This is a genomic window from Pseudoalteromonas sp. MMG024 (assembly GCF_021654175.1).
Classification (GTDB): Bacteria; Pseudomonadota; Gammaproteobacteria; order Enterobacterales; family Alteromonadaceae; genus Pseudoalteromonas.
Window position 1 is genome coordinate 100,535 of record NZ_JAKFZO010000002.1, and the last position, 17,740, is coordinate 118,274.

Here is a 17,740-nt window from a genome sequence, read left to right on the forward strand (position 1 = left end):
GGCACCACAAACGTAATTTATGTAAAGCGGAAACAACCAATGTCACTTATTGCACTTATTTTTTCAGCACAATTAGCGTTACCTGAGCTCAATCAGAATGAAGTGTTACAAGCTTCAAATACAAACCAGTACACACAAGCAAAGCAGACGAATACGCAACAAGTAAAAAAGAAGCAAGTGGAAAAGAAAAAAGACACTGGTAGCCTTTTTTCAGTGTCTTTTAAGATTAGGTTTTAGCCTTTAGTTTTTGATTGGTAATTTAACCAGGTAGATACCGCTTTTCACGTTAAACTTCGCTTGAGTATATTTAACCATTTCAAGAAACATAAAGGCGGTCAACATTAACCGCCTGTGTAACTAATTACTGTTCACCATATTGGTCGTTTCCTATTGTTTCCTTTGGTTGCGAACTTGCTTCTTCCATATCCTCAACAATATCATCTAATGCTGCATTCATTGCATCCAAATCAGCTTTAAGGTTATCAGCAAATTTTGATTCATTCGCTTTACTTTGCTGTGCAATTACCTCTTGTCTTAATGCATCGACATCAATGCTTTTACCCTCACCTGCTTCGCCAAACACATCTTCGAAATTAGTATCTTTAGCGGCAATATTTTGGTCAACTGCAATTTGTCTGTTCACTGGTGAATCACTTTGATTCACAACATCATCAATATAGCCAGCCGTAGCGCCTAAATTAATGTTATCTGGTATGCCTTCAATGCTGCCTTCTCGGCTAAGTTGCGGTCCATTTGCCACAATATTAACATCTGCATTTTCACCGCTTTGGTTCATCATGGCTTCTATATTTGCCTGAATTTGATTTGGCACATCATCCATTGCCATCATGTTATTAACAGCGGCTCCGGGTCCCATACCAGCACCCGGTTGGTCATTCTGATCAACAACAATAGAAACTCCCGCCTCGAGATTGGCGTGGCTATCAATGGAAAGACCATTATTGTTACTTGAAATCATGCTTTTAATACTATTAAAAATTGAAGTCGCAGTATTGCTAATGGCGTTCCCCATAGACGCTAGCGTATCCGATGCATTGCCACACCATTGTACTGCGCTATCTTTCACATTACTTAGCGTCGCAACAATCGAGTTTTTAATCGAAGTGCAGGCATTACTAAACTTATCTTGCCAGCTCACAGACACAGGGTCATTTGACACTTGTTGCACATCACGGTGACCTAATTCAGCACTGTTAATCTGAGAATTAGCATCATTATTACTATTAATTTGTGATGGGTTAATCACATTTGTTTGTGAAGCGGATTGTGTACCGCCTAAATCAGGTATTGGCATATTCGTTCCTAATAAGTAACTAACTTAATGTTGTTTTCCTAAATTAAGACTTATTATGGTGAGTAAAATACGATGAATTATGCAGAAATGTGCGCAATTAACGAAATTTGTTTTTTATTTCATTTTAAACTCAAGATACTGATTTATTTGAATTTATGTTAGCTACACTGTTAAAGTCAGTAGCCAGGTTCGTCCTCTGCAAAATCATCATCTTCTAAACTGCGCACAAAACGGATAATATCTGCAACTGCTTCAATGTATTCCTCTGTAATAAAGTTATCCATTTCAACCTTTGCAAACAAACCTCGCGCTAAATATTTTTGGCGGATAACTGGCACACCATGTTTTTCAGCAATGGTTCTAATTTTCTTTGCCGAGAGTAGTTCACCTTTAATCGTGACATAGGGCAATGGTGCTGCGGTTGCATCATATTTTAAGCCTACAGCTATTCGCGTTGGGTTCGTCACAATCACATCGGAAGATTTAACTCTCGCTTCGACTTGCTCATCCATCAACTCTTGATGCAATTGTTTGCGGCGCCCTTTAATTTCTGGGCTGCCTTCCATCTCTTTATATTCACGTTTAACTTCATCATGACTCATCATCAGCTGTTTTTTATGCTGTTTCATTTCGAGCAAATAGTCAGCTGCGGCCAAAAAGATAAACACACCTAAGCAATACAAAATTAATTTAAATACTAAGCTGCCTGATAACGTAAACGCACACGCAGCGCCACAATGAGGTATCGCCATCAGCGTTTTCATTTCATTGGTGAGAATAAAATAGGCGGTGTAGCTAAGCACAATAATTTTAATCAGTGACTTAATGAACTCCATTAAGTTCTTAAAGCTAAATATTTTTTTTGCGCCTTCTTTGGGGCTTATTTTTTTAAGCTCAGGTTTGATTGGTTTGGCGCTCATAATCCAGCCACTTTGTACTAAATTACTTATGATGCCAGTGAGAAAAACAATTGAAAGTAATGGCGCAAGCATTTTCATCGTCTGCAATAAAAACAATAATAAAATTTGGCCAATGGTTTTGTTAAATGTGTGATTATCGACGCGAGCATAGAAATGCGTTGGTAAACTAAACAATGTCATAATCTGTTCGAGTAACACTGTGCCAAAAATATAAAAATAGCCCATTACAGCTAGCAGCATAGCAAGTGACACTATTTCTTTGCTTTTCGCAACTTGGCCGTCTTTTTTAGCATCTTTGAGCTTTTTCGGGGTGGGTTGTTCGGTTTTTTCAGACACAAAGATACCTAAAACGAGCTAATCATAAATTCAATGATTTGACTGGGTGTTTTTTCGATTAAATCGTATAAATGCTCTACTAAGTATTTTAGGTATAAAATTAATACAAAGAGCGCAATCGCACTTTTCACTGGCATGGCAAGAAAAAACACATTCAGCTGGGGTGCAAATCGGCTAATTAAAGCCAGCGAAAATTCAGATAAAAACATGGCTAGAATTACTGGTGCAGACAACACAACAACCAACTCCATCACTAAATCTAATTGGCTCAAAATAAACGTGTCCAACCCTGTCATAAACTGTGGCAACAGCACTCCAACAGGCCACACGGCGTAACTTTGCACCATAACAAGGATAAGCGATAAAAACGCGCCACTAATAACAAAAATAGTGACCATTATTTGTGTCATAAAAATACCTAGCGGTGAAGTCTGCTCGCCCATAATCGGGTTGACCGAGCTCGCCATCGCAGCGCCGCGTTGGTTATCAATAAAAAAGCCAACGCCTTCGGCAATCCAAAATGGCACAGCCGCCATATATCCAATCACCAGCCCTAACGTCATTTCTTTGATTAATATCGTAAAATAGTCCGCCAACGATAAATCTGGTGGCAATGAGTCTGCGGTCATTGGGTAGATAAAAAGTGCAAACGACAACATGGCGCCATTTCGTACCATGCTGCCACCCAGCACAGACTTACTTAATACCGGTAGTATCATAAACGCTACCGTTAAACGCGGTACACCGAGCAGATAGGTTTTGATGATTTGTTCAAGCCCTGGTGCATCTAGCATGTTTAACCACCAATCGCTTTAAAGATATTGTCGGTCAAAGTACTAATCTCTTGTCCCATCCAATTGCCTGTAATCATCAAAGTGACAACTACAGCAATAAGCTTTAGCACAAACGATAGGGTTTGCTCTTGGATTTGCGTTAATGCTTGCACCAAACTTGTCAGGGTACCTACTAATGATGCGGCAACAATGGTCGGCAATGATAAAATCAAGGTTAAATAAAGTGCTTCATTCGCTAGTTGGATAAGTTCCGCTGTCGACAAATTCACTTGCTAGTACCCCGCGATTAAACCATGAGTAAGACGTGTCCAACCATCAAGCAACACAAATACTAATAATTTAAATGGTAATGAAATTGTCATCGGCGACACCATCATCATACCCATTGCCAATAAGATGTTTGACACAATTAAATCGATTACAAGAAACGGTAAGTAGATTAAAAAGCCTATTTTAAATGCTTCTGTGATTTGTGTGACTGTAAACGCTGGCATCAGTACTAATAGGCTGTTTTCATTCAATGTTTTAGCATGTTTCTCAGGCCATAGCTCATGTGCTTTATTTATAAAAAAATCACGTTCCGTTTCGGTGGTATTTTTATGAAGAAATTGTAAATACGGCTTAAGCCCATTATCAATTAATTCGCCAAAACGTTCTGGCGATTCAACTACTTCAGGGTTGTTATCCATGTACTCTTTTACTTCAAAACCCACAGGGGCCATCACGTACAAGGTCAGCACCATCGCAACACCGTAAAGCGCCATATTCGGTGGTGTTTGCTGCACACCTAGCGCATTTCTTAATAGTGAAAATACAATCACTATTTTTATAAATGAGGTCGCCATCACTGCTAAAAAGGGCACAAGGGCTAATGCGCCTAAAGCAATAATTAACGAGACGTAATCTAAATCATTGCCGAGCATATTAGTTTCCAGCTACATCCAAGATACGTACACCCAGTTTTTCGCCTACCTTGACTAATTCGCCATTAGCAATCACTTGATTATTCACTTTTATCAAAATGGGAGAATCGGGGTTGCAATCACTTTCAAACACATAACCTGGTTGAAGGTTTTGCACGTCCGGTAATGACAAGGTCTGTGACGGTAAAGAAAAATCCAATTCAACTTGAACAGTATTTAAATCAAATACCGCATTAGGTTGTGCAAGTTGTTCTTCGCTCATGGTATTACTCCAAGAATGTTCAATTGTGATGGTGTGGTTATTCAGCTTTGCTTGCCAAGCAGGTGTGTTTTCTATTAAAAGACAAACACGCTGCTCTTTGTCGAAATAACATTGGTCAAAAAATACAACATCGCCGCAAGCAAGCGCTAAATAGTCGGTTTGAGGCAAAGTTGTTTTACCCATGCTGACACTAAGCTTGAGGTCGATTGCCAAAAGGCCTTGTCTTACTGATGTTGGGTTTTGTGAAATTAAGCGCGCTAGCTGGTGTTGTTTTAACGCGATGAACAAGACTAAATCGTCGGGTGTGCTTAATGTAAATTCGCAGCAAAAAGACGCTTCATCTGCTTTATAAGGTGAAGAAAGTGAGATCGATGCAATCGCTACAAATTCGCCTAATAATTGTTTAAAACTGCCCTGTAGTGGTGACAGCAGTTTTTCAATCAAAGCTTCAAGTAAAGCCGAAGGTAAGGAGGTTATACTTAATGCATACTCTTTTTTTTCAAGCCATGACTGCAATGCAGTGTGGGTTGCGAATAAACTAAATGACTGTTGCCCAACTGCACACTCAATTTTAACCAGCTCCCCCTGCGGCTTTGAGATTTGGCGCAATTGATGACAGGTTACCTGCTCTGATACGAGTCTTAGCGGTTGTTTTAGTAATAAATTAGCAAACCTAACTTGTTCAGGTGCTGTCGCGGCTAATTCGAATTTTTCTACCATCATGATTGCTCACCCTCAGCCTGCTCGTCTCGCTCTTCCTGATGCTGTCTTTGCTGGTCAGAGTCATTCATTGAAAATTGGGTATTAAATTGCGGATAGCGTTCATTCAGTACTAGTTTTAAATCCGGTAAAGACTGCGTAAGCTGCGCCAAAACGTGTGATGACGACACATCAAAATGAATTGTTAAACGCCCTTGTTCAATGTCAATTTGTACTTTACCGCCTTGTAAATATTGACTTTCTAACGAAATCGACAATGACGGCGATTGCTTAAGTATTGCTTCGTCAATCTGGGCAAAGTGTGATTTAAAATTTTCTACAATATGGATTTGGTCAATAGACTTTAAATGGGCACGAAAAACTTGCTCAACCGATGGCAAAGCGTGCGGTGTACTTTGCAATGACACTGAGCTTGCCACTTCATTTATTGAGTCGCTCAAGTTTTCTAATGCTGCTTCAAGGCTTGGCATTACTTTTTGCGGAGCATGAGCCCAGTGAATAGTCTTAGGTAGTTCACCTTTGACGGTAATATTTAGCTGATTGTTATGTAATAAATCATTTACGTCTTTAGAAAACGCAATATCGTTCAACACACTACCATGAAAACCATGCGAAGGTTCAGGCATGAAAATTTGACTGGCAACCGCATTACTGTTTGTCACAGGCGCTTTAATCAAACTAACGGTATTGATGTTTGCACTGGTTAATAAGTCGACTGAGCTAACGTTCGGATTATTATACTGCGTTTTAGTTAATATTTTTTGCAAAGGAAGCGTGATCGCATCAAATTGGTTAATGTTTCCTCTAGTGTCACTTGCTTTGACTGATGCTAATTCAAATACAACTGAATGGGGAGCAAGTTCAAACATTTTACTTGGAAAGATTGGGCGACTTTCAATAGTTTCGACAGCATTGTCTTGCTTTGGGGTAAACGCGGTATCACTCAGCTTAATGTTGCTGTGTGGGTTCTGGTTTAACAGTTGAACTATTGGTTGAGCTTGCACTGAGCAAGTTGAATGCGCAATATCGCCAACTTTAGTATTAACGTGTGTGGTTGTTTTATCTTCCAGCGGAATAATTAAGTGCTCAAAACCCTCACAACAGGCAACTGTCAGCTCATGGCATGAAAAAGAAGATTCAAAAGCTTGATAGCTTGCAGTAACCTTATTTACACCGCCTGTTTGTGCACTCACATTATCATCAACACCTTTAGCAGCAATTATCGGGTTTTGCTGCTGTTTAGGAACATCATAATCTGACGTCAGAAATTCATCCAGTTGGGAGTGTGATATCACACGCTGTTCTTGCTTTATTGTCGTTTTCTCAAGCATATTTTCAATCGGCTTATGCACCAAACCATCATTAATCTGGTGGTATTTAGTCTGTTTTTTTTCATTTATTAAATGACTAAAGCGACTGCCCTGTTCAGTTAGTTGAGCGCCGTGATTTGTTGGCGCATCAACTCCATTAGAAGGTCGATTTTGCATCGTATCATTAGTAATTTTCATATGGATTTCATTCCCGAAAAGCGCGATGTCACAAATTCATCGAGTTGGTTTTCTTCGTTGCGATTGGCCAGTAATGCACGCTTTGTATTTTCAAGTGCAATTAAAGAAGCAAACTTTTCCATCGCTTTATTCGCTGTTTGTAACCCAGCCTGACATACCTGAACGGTGTTTTTTGCCGCTTCAATCTGCTGTTCACACGTCGCTATATTTTTTTTCAAGGTCGCATCATGGCTGCGAAGGTTCGCAATTTTGAGGCGAAACTTATCAACGCCAGAACGTGTTAAAAACGCATCATGTGCCTGCTGATAGAGGGCTTTTTCTTGTTCTTTTCGCCACACGATATACTCTTCTAACGTTTCAATGTGCCCCTTAAGTTCCGTTTCTAACGCACGCAACCTTGCCCCAGCTTGCAACAGTGCTTGCTCTGATTTGGCTCGTTGGCGTTGTTTGATTTGTTGTAAGCGTTCAAGCATCATTTAAATAACGCCTGTAACATCTCGGCAGACTTATCAAACGGAATGTTTTCTTCTGTGCCTTGTTGTAAAAATGCTTTCACCCGGTCAATGACCTCCACAGCCTTATCCGTTTCTTGGTCTTGTCCTTTTTGGTATTCACCAATTCGAATAAGCAGTTCGACTTCTTTGTATTTAGCAAGCGCATTTCGTAAACTTAGTGCCGCCTGTTTATGGCCTGAACTAACAAAATGATTCATCACACGACTTGCACTTTGTAATACATCAATTGCGGGATAATGTGCCGCAGCAGCAAGCTCTCGTGACAGTACAATATGGCCATCTAATATTGAGCGCGTTTCATCGGCAACTGGCTCGGTCATATCATCACCTTCAACTAAAACTGTGTATAAAGCCGTAATCGAACTGGTATTTGATTGACCTGCGCGCTCCATTAATTGTGGTAGTGCAGCAAATACTGAAGGCGGGTAACCACGACGTGTTGGCGGCTCGCCTGCTGCGAGACCAATTTCGCGAAGCGCCCGTGCATAGCGCGTTACAGAATCCATTAACAGCAGAACTTTTTTACCCTGATCACGAAAATGCTCTGCTATTGAAGTAGCAACTAGGGCTGCTTTTGCCCGTTCCATCGCGGGTCTATCTGAGGTAGCTACAACAAGTACTGCTTTTTTACGGCCTTCTTCGCCTAAATCACGCTCTATAAACTCACGTACTTCACGTCCACGTTCACCAATAAGCGCAAGTACTGTGATATCAACATCGGCATTACGAATAAGCATGGCAAGTAAGGTACTTTTACCACCGCCAGCAGCCGCAAAAACCCCAAGACGTTGCCCCTCGCCACAACTCAGCACACTGTCAATGGCTTTAACACCCAAAGAGAGATGTTTTTCGATGGTATTTCGCGTCATTGCATTTGGCGCATCAGCATACACACTGATTAACGAGCCTTTTTCAGAGTCAGCGTGTTCCTCTTTATTCATTGGTTGGCCAAGGCCGTCAACCACTTCACCGAGTAGATGCTCACCCACCCTAATTTGGTGAGGTTTGCCTGTTGGGATCACCTCTGTGCTGTTTGAGATCCCCATCATGTCACCCATCGGGGTCAAGAGTGCTTGGTGTTCGTCAAAGCCAATCACTTCTGCAAGGACAAAGCTATTATTTTCGGGGTCAACTAAACGACATAATTCGCCAATTTTCACCCCAGGCACCACAGCCCTAATAATGGTTCCGGAAACCTGAGACACCCATCCCCTTACGCGCAATGGACGTGCAACAGATAAATTCGCATTCATCTGTGCCATACGCTTTGCGTTAGCATCTTTTTGCTCGTTAATTAACTCGGTTAGGGTATTACTGAATTCTGACACGGAATATCGTTAGTTAGTTTTGCTTAGCGTTATTATGTAAAAACGTAAGGGATAACGATTTTAACCAAGGGCGGCTTTTTTTATAGTTTAGGCAATAATAGAAATTGAAGGCGTGGACAATTGCCCACGCTTAACCATTACACGACAACTTTACCAACCGGTTGCACATTAATTTCTTTGGTTAATTCTTGAAAGGAAACAACCGGTAACTCATAAAGTTCACTTTCAAGTAACTTGCGCACATAGCGACGAATATCCATCGCTACCAGCAACACAGGTTTACGTTGATATTTCTTTAAATCACCCACAGTACTCACAGCATTCGCAATAAATTTTTGCGAGGTACTTGGGTCAAGCGCTAAATAACAGCCTGTTGACGTTTGTCTAATGGCTCCACGGATTTGCTCCTCAATTTGCTGATCGAGCATAAATGCTGGTAATACATTTTGCCCAGCAGCATACTTGTAGCAAATAAATCTTCGTTGACTCGCACGAATGTACTCGGTGAGCTGCACAACATCTTTTTCTTTTTGACCCCATTCAACCAGAGATTCTAGGATAACGCGCAAATTTCGAATCGAGATATCTTCTGACACTAAACGTTGCATCACTTCACTCATTTTATGAATAGGCACAACTCGCTGGGCTTCTTTTACTAATTCGCCGTAATGAGGTTCGAGCTTTTCAAGTAAAAAACGGGTTTCTTGAATACCAATAAACTCTTCTGCATATTTACGTAACACATGGGCTAAGTGAAAAGTCATCACTTTATCGATTGAAAAATACGATAATGAGCCTGCTATCACTTCTTCAAGATCTTCTTTATCAACCCATAAACTCGGCATATTTGGCAAGAATGCCTGCTCTTGTTGATAGGCAATGCCAAGCATATCTAACTGTTGCGCCGGCTCGGAAACTAATATCTTATTGGGTACAAGTTTGCCACGAGCCACAGGCAGCTCTTGCATCAAAATCGCGTATTCATCTTTTGGCATAGCTGCATTAAAACGCAAATGCACGCCGGGAAACGGTACGCCCATGTCTAAATAAAGTGCTCGCCTGACTTCTGCAAGCTCAGCATTTAAATTGGTAGCATCAAGTGCTGTTTCTAAATTTGCGGATACATCAACCAAGAGCGGAACAGTAATCGAAAAGTCATCTCCTTGCGCTTTACTTTTAGCCGTTGCTTTTTTGCTTTCAGCGGAACTTGTCGCTGCTGCGCCACTGCCTTTGGACAAGACTTCTGGCAAGGTCTCAACGGTTTGAACCGCTTCTTGATTATGCTTTATTAAATAGACGCCACCTGCACCAATCACAGCAGCAAAGCCTAAGAAGATAAATGTGGGAAAACCAGGGATGAGCGCAAAACCAGTTAATAGTGCTGCGCCAATAAGCAGCGCTTTTGGTTGAGCTGTCACCTGCGAGCCAATATCACCACCTAAGTTTTGTTGATCTTCTTCGTCTTCATCACCTGCTGAAACACGGGTAACGATAATACCGGCAGTAATTGAAATAAACAGTGCTGGTATTTGCGAAATAAGTCCATCACCTATGGTTAAAATTGAATACACCTCAAGGGCTTCGCCTGCCGACATCGCGGCTTGACTCATACCAATGGTAATACCGCCTAAAATATTAACGAAAATAATAATTAAACCAGCGACAGCATCGCCTTTCACAAACTTCATTGCACCGTCCATTGAGCCAAATAACTGGCTCTCACGGCTTAGGGCATTTCGCTTTACTCGCGCTTCATCAACGTCTAATACACCTGCGCGCATATCACCATCGATACTCATTTGTTTGCCCGGCATGGCATCAAGTGAAAAGCGTGCACTTACCTCAGCGACACGCTCTGCCCCTTTAGTGATGACCATAAATTGCACAATAGTAATAATTAAGAAAATAACCACACCGACCACTAAATTACCACCCACAACAAAGTTACCAAAGGTGGTAATAATATCACCAGCATCGCCATCCATTAGGATAAGGCGGGTAGTCGTAATGGAAAGTGCCAAACGAAAAAGTGTAGTGATCAACAACACGGCTGGAAATGCAGTAAACTCAAGCGGTGATTTGATGTATACCGACATCATCAGTAGCACCACAGCAATTGAAAGGTTCATTGCAATTAAGCCATCAACTAAGCCAGTTGGTAGCGGTAGAATCATCATAAAAATGATGGCGACAAGTAACACTGCAAGTGCTAAGTCACTGCGTTGACTCATTTTAAGCAGAAGGTTTTTCATCACTTTCCTGATTTATATTTGAGGCTAAAGAAAGGTACAACTGATGGGCTCTTCGTGCACCGATAAGATCGTCCGCTTGGAATCGTGAAAAGCTTAAACAATAATAAATTGCTGCACGCTGCTCACAGTTCAATTGGTTATCCGCAAGCAATCGCTCTACGCGTTGTTCTAATAAGGTTAATTCGCCAAGATCTGCCCAAGCGCGACAGAGCATCAGACCTGTTTCTAAATCGGCACCATAAACCGACTCAACCAAGTTAATTAACGACACCGCCTTTTCATTACTGGCATAGTCTTGTTGCAGCTGCGCTTGCATCAATAGCCATTGACGATACTCGCGATGAGGTCGCTCTATTTTATTGTGTTGAACTGGTGTTTCGGTCATCATTGCACCAACAATTTACTACTAATATTCAAGATTAAAGACAACTCTGCAATTTCATTTAACACCGCTCTGGCTTCTCGCTCTGTCTTAGCGTCTACATCGCCACTTTTTTTCATTTCGCCTAACCATTGCAAAGTATCGGTAGGCATATTGAATAAATTGAGATGCGCAATTTCTTTACATGTTGCGTCGGATAACCGGCAGGTATTTTCGACTAACGTTTGGCCTTGGTAAACGTGAAAAAGCGCATCAAAATGCGAGTCAATCGCTTCACCTAGCTGGGGCAATTCTGACTTTTCAGGCAGTTTGGTGGGCACTTCGTCATGTCGTATATGACTGATGGAGGTTAAACCCACTTTTAAATCAATCGGTGTGCTCATTACAATGCCTTAATCGTTTGGCTTTCATTAAGTAAGGCGGTAAAGGCTTGCTCTAGCGCAATTTCGGTAATCTCTTCGTGAGCTAAATTTAGCTGCACAATGGCTTGGTTTTGATACCAGTGATAACGGAAAAACAGCCCTTTTTGGAAGTGTACGGGGTTCATCTTGGTTAAATACGCAAGTACTTGCGTCTGGCTCGATAACACGATAGGTGTTAAAAAGCTCACCATTAATTGCGCATCGAGAACAGATATTTCACAGGTTATGTCTCCATCGAATTGCAAAGACAAATGAGGAGAACTCTGCCACGGCTGCATAGGTAAACCGAGCTTGGCTAAAAAACCATTTAAGCTGCTCTCTAACCAATCACTCATAGCGCTTCCTCTATTGCAATTACCGCATGACGCGCTGCTTCTAACGCCAAAACACATTGCCCGTGCAGCTCTGGATCTTTGAACGCATCTTGTGGAATGTTATTCACAATATTACGCACCTCAGCAAACAAATTGATTTGTGTACCAAGCGGTAAATCACTTACATTGAGTGCTCTTTCCACGTCAGCTTGTTCAGCCCACGGCATATCATTTATGGTAATGACACTTTGCATTAGTCCACGTGGCGTGACTTGTGCTTGGTCGAGCTTTTGCGCAACCTCGTTACACTGATCAAACATCGCCGCCAGCATTTTCAGTCGGTTCATATCTTTCATAATCACACTAAGCTGCGACTTATCGATACTGCTGCCTTGCGCTTCATAATCGGCCGCTAGCGCCTGCAACATAAAAGCAATGGCAGTCTCAAAACGACTTTCACCATACTTTTCAATTAAATCCGAAAATGCAGCAGCAGTGCCTTGGTAATCCATTACCGAATCAGCATAGAATTGGCGCAGCTGACTACCTTCATCTAAACCGGCATTGGCAGCTTCAATCGTTGGAATAAAGGTGTTAACACCTAAGGTCAATGTTTGACCGTATTTGCGCTCTAGTTCAGCTAACTGTTGGTTAACCAGTTGAAGAATGGCTTCATTACCCTCGCCTGCACTAAGTTGCTCACGCACACTTAATAAGCCAATGTATTGCTCCGTTACATCATCGCTGAATTCTTGTAATTTTTGTCTAAGCGCTTGATGGTCGGTTTTGCCACCTGATAGTAAATCTGCCGCTAATTCATCTAATTGATTGCGTTTTTCAACCTTAAACGCCATTTCCATTAATTGTTGAATTTTTTCAACACGGTCAGCATTTGACTGGCGCATGTCTTTGGCTTTACTTTGCGTAAATTGAGCTGATGCTTTATCGCCCAACGCTTTGGTCAGCTCTTCTAGTGCATTTAGATGGTTTTGCGCACTGTTTCCAATCACTCCAACAGAAGTGTTTTGAAACTGGCTGGTTGTTTTCGTTTCGACATTTGCTCCCGCCAGTTTTGCATTAAACTGATTTGGGTTTATCGGCGCTGCATTTATAGACATATTTCACTCCTTAGGGTAAGAGTAAATCAATTAATAAGGCGATTTTTGTGAAAAAAGACGAGTTTTTATTAAGTTTTGGCCCAAGTATTAGGTTTGTGTTGTATTTGCTGATGTAAACACATAGCCATGGCCATAAAGCGATAAGATAAACTGTGTGTTAGGACACACTTTCTTAAACTTTTTACGTAAATTACAGATCAACCTATCTAACGTGCGGTCTTCAGGGTTAGGTCTAAAGCGCCCTAAAGTCATCATTAATCGCTCTCTTGATAAGGTCTCGTTGTGATTATCAATCAGCATTTTTAATATTTTTGCTTCACTGTATGACAGTGAGCCGATAACTTTTTCATCAACACTGAGCACACGGCTTTGTGAACAAAAATGCCACTTTTTATCATCAACTACTGGCGCAGTGGCTGGCAGTGATTGCATCAATTGTTGTTGCTGTAAGGTGGTAATCACGGTTCTAATTTCAAGTGCAAGCGCTTGTTTAGAAAACACGTGATTCACGCCCAGGTTATAAAATGCTAATCGTTGATTCTCAGTCAATATATTCGACAAAACAAATAACATGCCTCGCGTTTTAATTTTTAGAGACTCAACATCACTCGTCAGAGCTGAGTCTTCATCGAAAATCATAACCGTAGAGACCGTTAAATTAGCCAATAAGCTAAGTGCGCGTTGACAATTTTGTTCAATTAAAACAAACCAGCCAACCTCAGAAAAACCTACTCGAAGGCGTTCTACAGCAAGATGGTCCGATCCAATAATCAGTATTGTTTGCGGAATCGCTTCAACATTGAGAACCATAGAATACCCCCGTTTAAAATCGAACCATTAAACCGGTAACATGCTCGAATGTAACGGCACGACATCGTCGTTCGCTTCATCTTTTGCGGTCGCTAAGGTCATTTGCCAAAACAGCGCTATCTGAGTAAAAGATAAAATCTTTTGCGCTAATTGTTCACCTTCTTGAATTACCGAAGGTAATAGTTTTGCTAATACAATTTGATTGGTTGCGGAATCAATTCCCACTTTGCACCCTTGTAACTGAACGCCCGTTGCATTGGCATTAAGCATTAAGTTATAAACAGAAGAAGGTAAGTCACCTTTCGATTTTGCTAATGCAGCCTTTAAGCCAAATGTGCCGTCACTCGGATGAAACGAGATACGAAACACTAACTGCTCTAAATTTACTTGATAATCTTCATCTGACAGTGCGTGTGGTGTGACTTCTAATAAAGCGCACGCTTCTTCAACCATTAATTTGAATTGTTTCATATTAATTACTCCTTCGCGCTAAACTGATAACAGTGTGTTATCTAATGGCTGGTTTGTTGATGTCGGTAAGTATTTAACTTCGGCGATGTCTTTTTTCACTTGTTCAGCAATGTCGACAAACTTATTTAACTCTGCGATAACCAATTCTGCACGGTCTAACTCACTTGGTAACAATTGATAAATTGTCACGATATTGTCATTCGGTAAAACACCAATCGACGTGCCACCAGTTGCGCTAAATTCTGCATTTTTTTGCAGAATAAATGTGCTTACTGGCGGAACCTCATCATCATTCAGCGTTTCTAGTTGAGCGTAGAAAAAGAGACTTTCTTTTTCCGTCTCGGTGGCATCAGCGGGTTCTATTAACACTCGAATGCGATCAATCAAAAGTGCATAAAAGTCTTCTTTTACATCAGGTTTTTCGAAGCCAATAAGCTTTGCACATTCAGTGACTAATTCTTTGAATTTATTACTCATGATATTCTCTCTTAGTGAAGCAGCTTTACTGCTCCACTGGTTTAATACAGTTAACGTGTTTGTTATAGCGGACTAATTTTCGCCCATTCCCGGTACCGTTAAGGTATTGCCATAGGTGTGTGTTCTGCCAATCGAATTATTTGACACATTGCCATTACTCTCGTTTGAAACAGCTAATTGATCGTCATTTTGCGGCACACTCAACTCATCTACCGACAAGCTATTTGTTGGCTCTATTACATCCGCGACTTTTGAAATATGCGCTAATGTCATATGACTGTGACTAAATGTGCTTGAATGAGTTATTTGATTAGCATTTGCATCAATCGCATTTGCAAGATCTGAAATGCGTGTTTCAATATTTGCGCTTGATGTAACAGCAGCATTACTTGATGTTGACGCAACAGTCGTAACAGTAGCTGCAGGCGCAGCAGGAGCAACCGTTGCAGCAGGAGCTGGTGTTAACGTACTCGGATCATACGCTGTACCTTTAACATTTTGATTTAGCTGCGTTCTTAGTCTGAGATTTGGGTCGTTCATTAATGTGCCAATTTCATTTATTGACGCACGTAACGATGTACTTAGCTTGCTCTTACAATCTAAAACAGCCTGTTTCTCTGTATACAAGGGATCATTTTGGTCAATTTCATCTGTTAATTTAATATCGACAGATTTTAACTTAGCCATGTCACCATCTAATACATTTGGCGATTTACTAATTTGTAAATTGCGTGCTACATCTTGGCCACCAAGCCTTTGCGCATTGTCATCTGTTTGAGCGCGCGTTGCTAATTCTAAATCTTTGAGTGCTGAAACATAACTGTGGAAATCGTGACCAACTGCTTTTCGTGTTGTCGAACCTATATTAACAGTGGTACTTGCATTAGTTCCTAGGTATTTGTTGAACAAATCAAGTACATCATCTGCACCAAACTCTAAATTGTTGCTACCTCTATTTAGCGGTTGATTTACATCAACTAAGATATTTTTTTGTACATCATTTAAAAATTTAATATTTTCGCTTGAATACTCACTCATAAGGTGGAGAGTAAATAGCTTTGCAAAATCAGTCTCATTAGCAAGTTCTTTCATCAGATAACTTGCGTTCATTCCACGCAAGTTATCTGGGTAACTTTCCAATATGTAATGGCTAGTTTCAGCGCTAAACTTTGAGGGAAAATTTCCTTGCCTTATGTCTCGATGCACACACGCATCAATGACCCCACTTTCTATTCCAAGGCCGCGAGATACTGGCTCTTGAACTGCTTCTCGCGCCGCGCCAGCTGCATAATCAATTGCATTACCTGTTAACGCCATTCCCTTACCAAAGCCCTGCATGCCTTTATAAAGCCTTGAATTTTCAAAACTGTTCTCTACTTTGCTCCAAAATTCTCCAAATTTTTCGCAAAAACCATCAACCATTTTTTGAAATGTATTGCGGTTATCATTTGATGTCACTTGTTGTGCTTGGGTTTCGGATTGGTTTGTTACATCAGTAACTTGACGATTGTTAGTCGCATTATTACTGACTGTAGTAGGCGTATTATCTACCTTTGTGGTCGTCTGAGTGGTGGTTTGATTCACATCACCCACATTATTATTGCCTATAGTCATGTTATTTCCTTTTTTATGGCTGAGAATGCACAGAGAAATACCCTTAGCATCTCAATAACATTGTTGTGTGTTCACCAAAATGAACGGTTATTTTTTTGCTTCGTACAGCTTTGTCAGTATGGACGACAAAACATCTAGAATTGCCTTATTAATTAGCGTATTACCTGCATCCTCATAAAGCGCAGTTAAGCAATTTGTATATTCATCAAACAAATGTGTACAGCCAATAAAGGTGCTTTGGTTAATCACATTTGCTAACTGTTTATGGAGCTGAATAAACACCTCGCTTAGTGCGTCACTGTTATCATTTGGCTGTTTTGCCAGCGTTATTACATCACTTTCAACAATCGCGAAAATCAGTGCTCGGTAGGCAAGCCCAGCCTCTGTCCGAGTAAATTCATGTAACAATTCTGGGTGGCGTTGATAAAACTTAACAATGTCAAAACCGCGCAGGTTTTGCCCAATTAGCCCTTTTTTAGAAAACCCCGAAATGACGTTAATTTCTGCCCGGCGCTGTGATTCTTTTATCTCTATTGCCGCATCACACGGTTTAAAATGTCTGTTCTTTATCATGATTTGAAAAGAGTTTACCTAGTTCGTTTCGTTCTGTTTGTGTAAGTGTTTTGTCGTTCATTAAAAGCGTAAAACCTACGGACTTTTCAAACCCAACTGTTACTAGCGTGTTATCGCTATTAAACGTGTCAAGTGCTGCTGTATCACTGTAAATTGCATCAATCTCCTGACTAACAAGTAATTGAAAACAGTGCTCTAATGAGTCGCATTGAATATAAGATTGGTGCCTAAGTGGTTTTGGCATCACCAGTTCGTTAACCACGCCAGATTCACCTTTAGCAACGTAACCCACGCGTTGAACTTGCCTTAGAAAACTGCTTTCGAACACATATTCACTCAGTAATCGTTGATCCTCTTTGTAAACCAAATAATCGAAAACGCGTTCTTCTAACACAATGCTGCGACTGTGCATCATCGCTTTCAGATCATCTGTTTCAGGTATGCCAACGATAAGGTCGACATTGCCAACACGCATCTCATCTAGAAGCGCGTCGTAAGGTAGTTCGATGACGTTTCCGGCAAGTGTTTGGTTCGACTTACTCAGTAAACGCCAGTCCGCAAGGCGCGTATCCTCTAACACACCAATGTTTACAGTGTTAAGCAATGGTTGCACTTGCTCTTTCGTTAAACTGCATGCGCTTAATACGCACATTACTGTTAAGCAAATAATAAAATTCTTCATTGTA

The 17,740-nt window shown here is 40.9% G+C and carries 21 protein-coding genes; 1 reads left to right on the top strand and 20 read right to left on the bottom strand.

Features of this window, described 5'->3' with window-relative positions:
- Positions 1–39 precede the first annotated feature (39 nt).
- Positions 40–237, top strand: coding sequence for a hypothetical protein (locus L1068_RS02230; protein WP_237128872.1), 198 nt, complete (start codon positions 40–42; stop codon positions 235–237).
- 124 nt (positions 238–361) lie between these two features.
- Here L1068_RS02230 and L1068_RS02235 read toward each other — a convergent pair whose 3' ends face one another.
- From L1068_RS02235 to L1068_RS02330, 20 genes are all read right to left on the bottom strand, one after another.
- Entirely contained in the window at positions 362–1,315 is a 954-nt protein-coding gene (locus L1068_RS02235) for a hypothetical protein (protein WP_237128873.1), read from the bottom strand.
- A 176-nt stretch (positions 1,316–1,491) separates the two neighbouring features.
- A complete protein-coding gene (sctU, locus tag L1068_RS02240; RefSeq protein ID WP_237128874.1) occupies positions 1,492–2,571 on the bottom strand; it encodes a type III secretion system export apparatus subunit SctU in 1,080 nt (359 codons plus the stop codon).
- An 8-nt stretch (positions 2,572–2,579) separates the two neighbouring features.
- Positions 2,580–3,365, bottom strand: a complete 786-nt coding sequence (gene sctT, locus L1068_RS02245) for a type III secretion system export apparatus subunit SctT (protein ID WP_237128875.1) — start codon at positions 3,363–3,365, stop codon at positions 2,580–2,582.
- Between the two features lie 2 nt (positions 3,366–3,367).
- Positions 3,368–3,634 carry a type III secretion system export apparatus subunit SctS gene (sctS, locus tag L1068_RS02250; RefSeq protein WP_010558991.1) on the bottom strand — a complete coding sequence of 89 codons (267 nt, stop codon included), beginning with the start codon at positions 3,632–3,634 and terminating at the stop codon, positions 3,368–3,370.
- Positions 3,635–3,637: 3 nt separating this feature from the next.
- Entirely contained in the window at positions 3,638–4,288 is a 651-nt protein-coding gene (gene sctR, locus L1068_RS02255) for a type III secretion system export apparatus subunit SctR (protein WP_010558990.1), read from the bottom strand.
- Between the two features lies 1 nt (position 4,289).
- On the bottom strand, positions 4,290–5,273 hold the full coding sequence (sctQ, locus tag L1068_RS02260) for a type III secretion system cytoplasmic ring protein SctQ (protein ID WP_237128876.1): 984 nt from the start codon (positions 5,271–5,273) through the stop codon (positions 4,290–4,292).
- Positions 5,270–6,778 (bottom strand): hypothetical protein, encoded by a 1,509-nt coding sequence (locus L1068_RS02265; protein WP_237128877.1) that lies wholly within the window; start codon positions 6,776–6,778, stop codon positions 5,270–5,272. The genes sctQ and L1068_RS02265 overlap by 4 nt, the downstream gene beginning before the upstream one ends.
- On the bottom strand, positions 6,775–7,254 hold the full coding sequence (locus L1068_RS02270) for a YscO family type III secretion system apparatus protein (RefSeq protein WP_237128878.1): 480 nt from the start codon (positions 7,252–7,254) through the stop codon (positions 6,775–6,777). Before L1068_RS02270 ends, L1068_RS02265 begins: the two co-directional genes overlap by 4 nt.
- The gene (gene sctN / locus L1068_RS02275; RefSeq protein WP_343221822.1) at positions 7,251–8,621 is read right to left on the bottom strand and encodes a type III secretion system ATPase SctN; all 1,371 of its coding nucleotides are present in this window, start codon (positions 8,619–8,621) and stop codon (positions 7,251–7,253) included. The genes L1068_RS02270 and sctN overlap by 4 nt, the downstream gene beginning before the upstream one ends.
- Before the next feature lie 137 nt (positions 8,622–8,758).
- On the bottom strand, positions 8,759–10,873 hold the full coding sequence (gene sctV / locus L1068_RS02280) for a type III secretion system export apparatus subunit SctV (protein ID WP_237128879.1): 2,115 nt from the start codon (positions 10,871–10,873) through the stop codon (positions 8,759–8,761).
- The gene (locus tag L1068_RS02285; RefSeq protein ID WP_010558984.1) at positions 10,854–11,258 is read right to left on the bottom strand and encodes a hypothetical protein; all 405 of its coding nucleotides are present in this window, start codon (positions 11,256–11,258) and stop codon (positions 10,854–10,856) included. The genes sctV and L1068_RS02285 overlap by 20 nt, the downstream gene beginning before the upstream one ends.
- The gene (locus L1068_RS02290) at positions 11,258–11,638 is read right to left on the bottom strand and encodes a hypothetical protein (RefSeq protein ID WP_010558983.1); all 381 of its coding nucleotides are present in this window, start codon (positions 11,636–11,638) and stop codon (positions 11,258–11,260) included. Before L1068_RS02290 ends, L1068_RS02285 begins: the two co-directional genes overlap by 1 nt.
- The gene (locus L1068_RS02295) at positions 11,638–12,012 is read right to left on the bottom strand and encodes a hypothetical protein (RefSeq protein WP_237128880.1); all 375 of its coding nucleotides are present in this window, start codon (positions 12,010–12,012) and stop codon (positions 11,638–11,640) included. Before L1068_RS02295 ends, L1068_RS02290 begins: the two co-directional genes overlap by 1 nt.
- Positions 12,009–13,109, bottom strand: a complete 1,101-nt coding sequence (gene sctW, locus L1068_RS02300; protein WP_237128881.1) for a type III secretion system gatekeeper subunit SctW — start codon at positions 13,107–13,109, stop codon at positions 12,009–12,011. The genes L1068_RS02295 and sctW overlap by 4 nt, the downstream gene beginning before the upstream one ends.
- 87 nt (positions 13,110–13,196) lie before the next feature.
- Positions 13,197–13,919: a winged helix-turn-helix domain-containing protein gene (locus L1068_RS02305; RefSeq protein WP_237128882.1), complete on the bottom strand. Its 723-nt coding sequence runs from the start codon at positions 13,917–13,919 to the stop codon at positions 13,197–13,199.
- Between the two features lie 27 nt (positions 13,920–13,946).
- On the bottom strand, positions 13,947–14,390 hold the full coding sequence (locus L1068_RS02310; protein WP_237128883.1) for a type III secretion system chaperone: 444 nt from the start codon (positions 14,388–14,390) through the stop codon (positions 13,947–13,949).
- A gap of 18 nt (positions 14,391–14,408) precedes the next feature.
- Positions 14,409–14,867, bottom strand: coding sequence for a type III secretion system chaperone (locus tag L1068_RS02315; RefSeq protein ID WP_237128884.1), 459 nt, complete (start codon positions 14,865–14,867; stop codon positions 14,409–14,411).
- Between the two features lie 72 nt (positions 14,868–14,939).
- Positions 14,940–16,481, bottom strand: coding sequence for a hypothetical protein (locus L1068_RS02320; RefSeq protein ID WP_237128885.1), 1,542 nt, complete (start codon positions 16,479–16,481; stop codon positions 14,940–14,942).
- Between the two features lie 87 nt (positions 16,482–16,568).
- Positions 16,569–17,054 (bottom strand): hypothetical protein, encoded by a 486-nt coding sequence (locus L1068_RS02325; RefSeq protein WP_237128886.1) that lies wholly within the window; start codon positions 17,052–17,054, stop codon positions 16,569–16,571.
- A complete protein-coding gene (locus L1068_RS02330; protein WP_237128887.1) occupies positions 17,032–17,736 on the bottom strand; it encodes a hypothetical protein in 705 nt (234 codons plus the stop codon). Before L1068_RS02330 ends, L1068_RS02325 begins: the two co-directional genes overlap by 23 nt.
- Between the last annotated feature and the right edge of the window lie 4 nt (positions 17,737–17,740).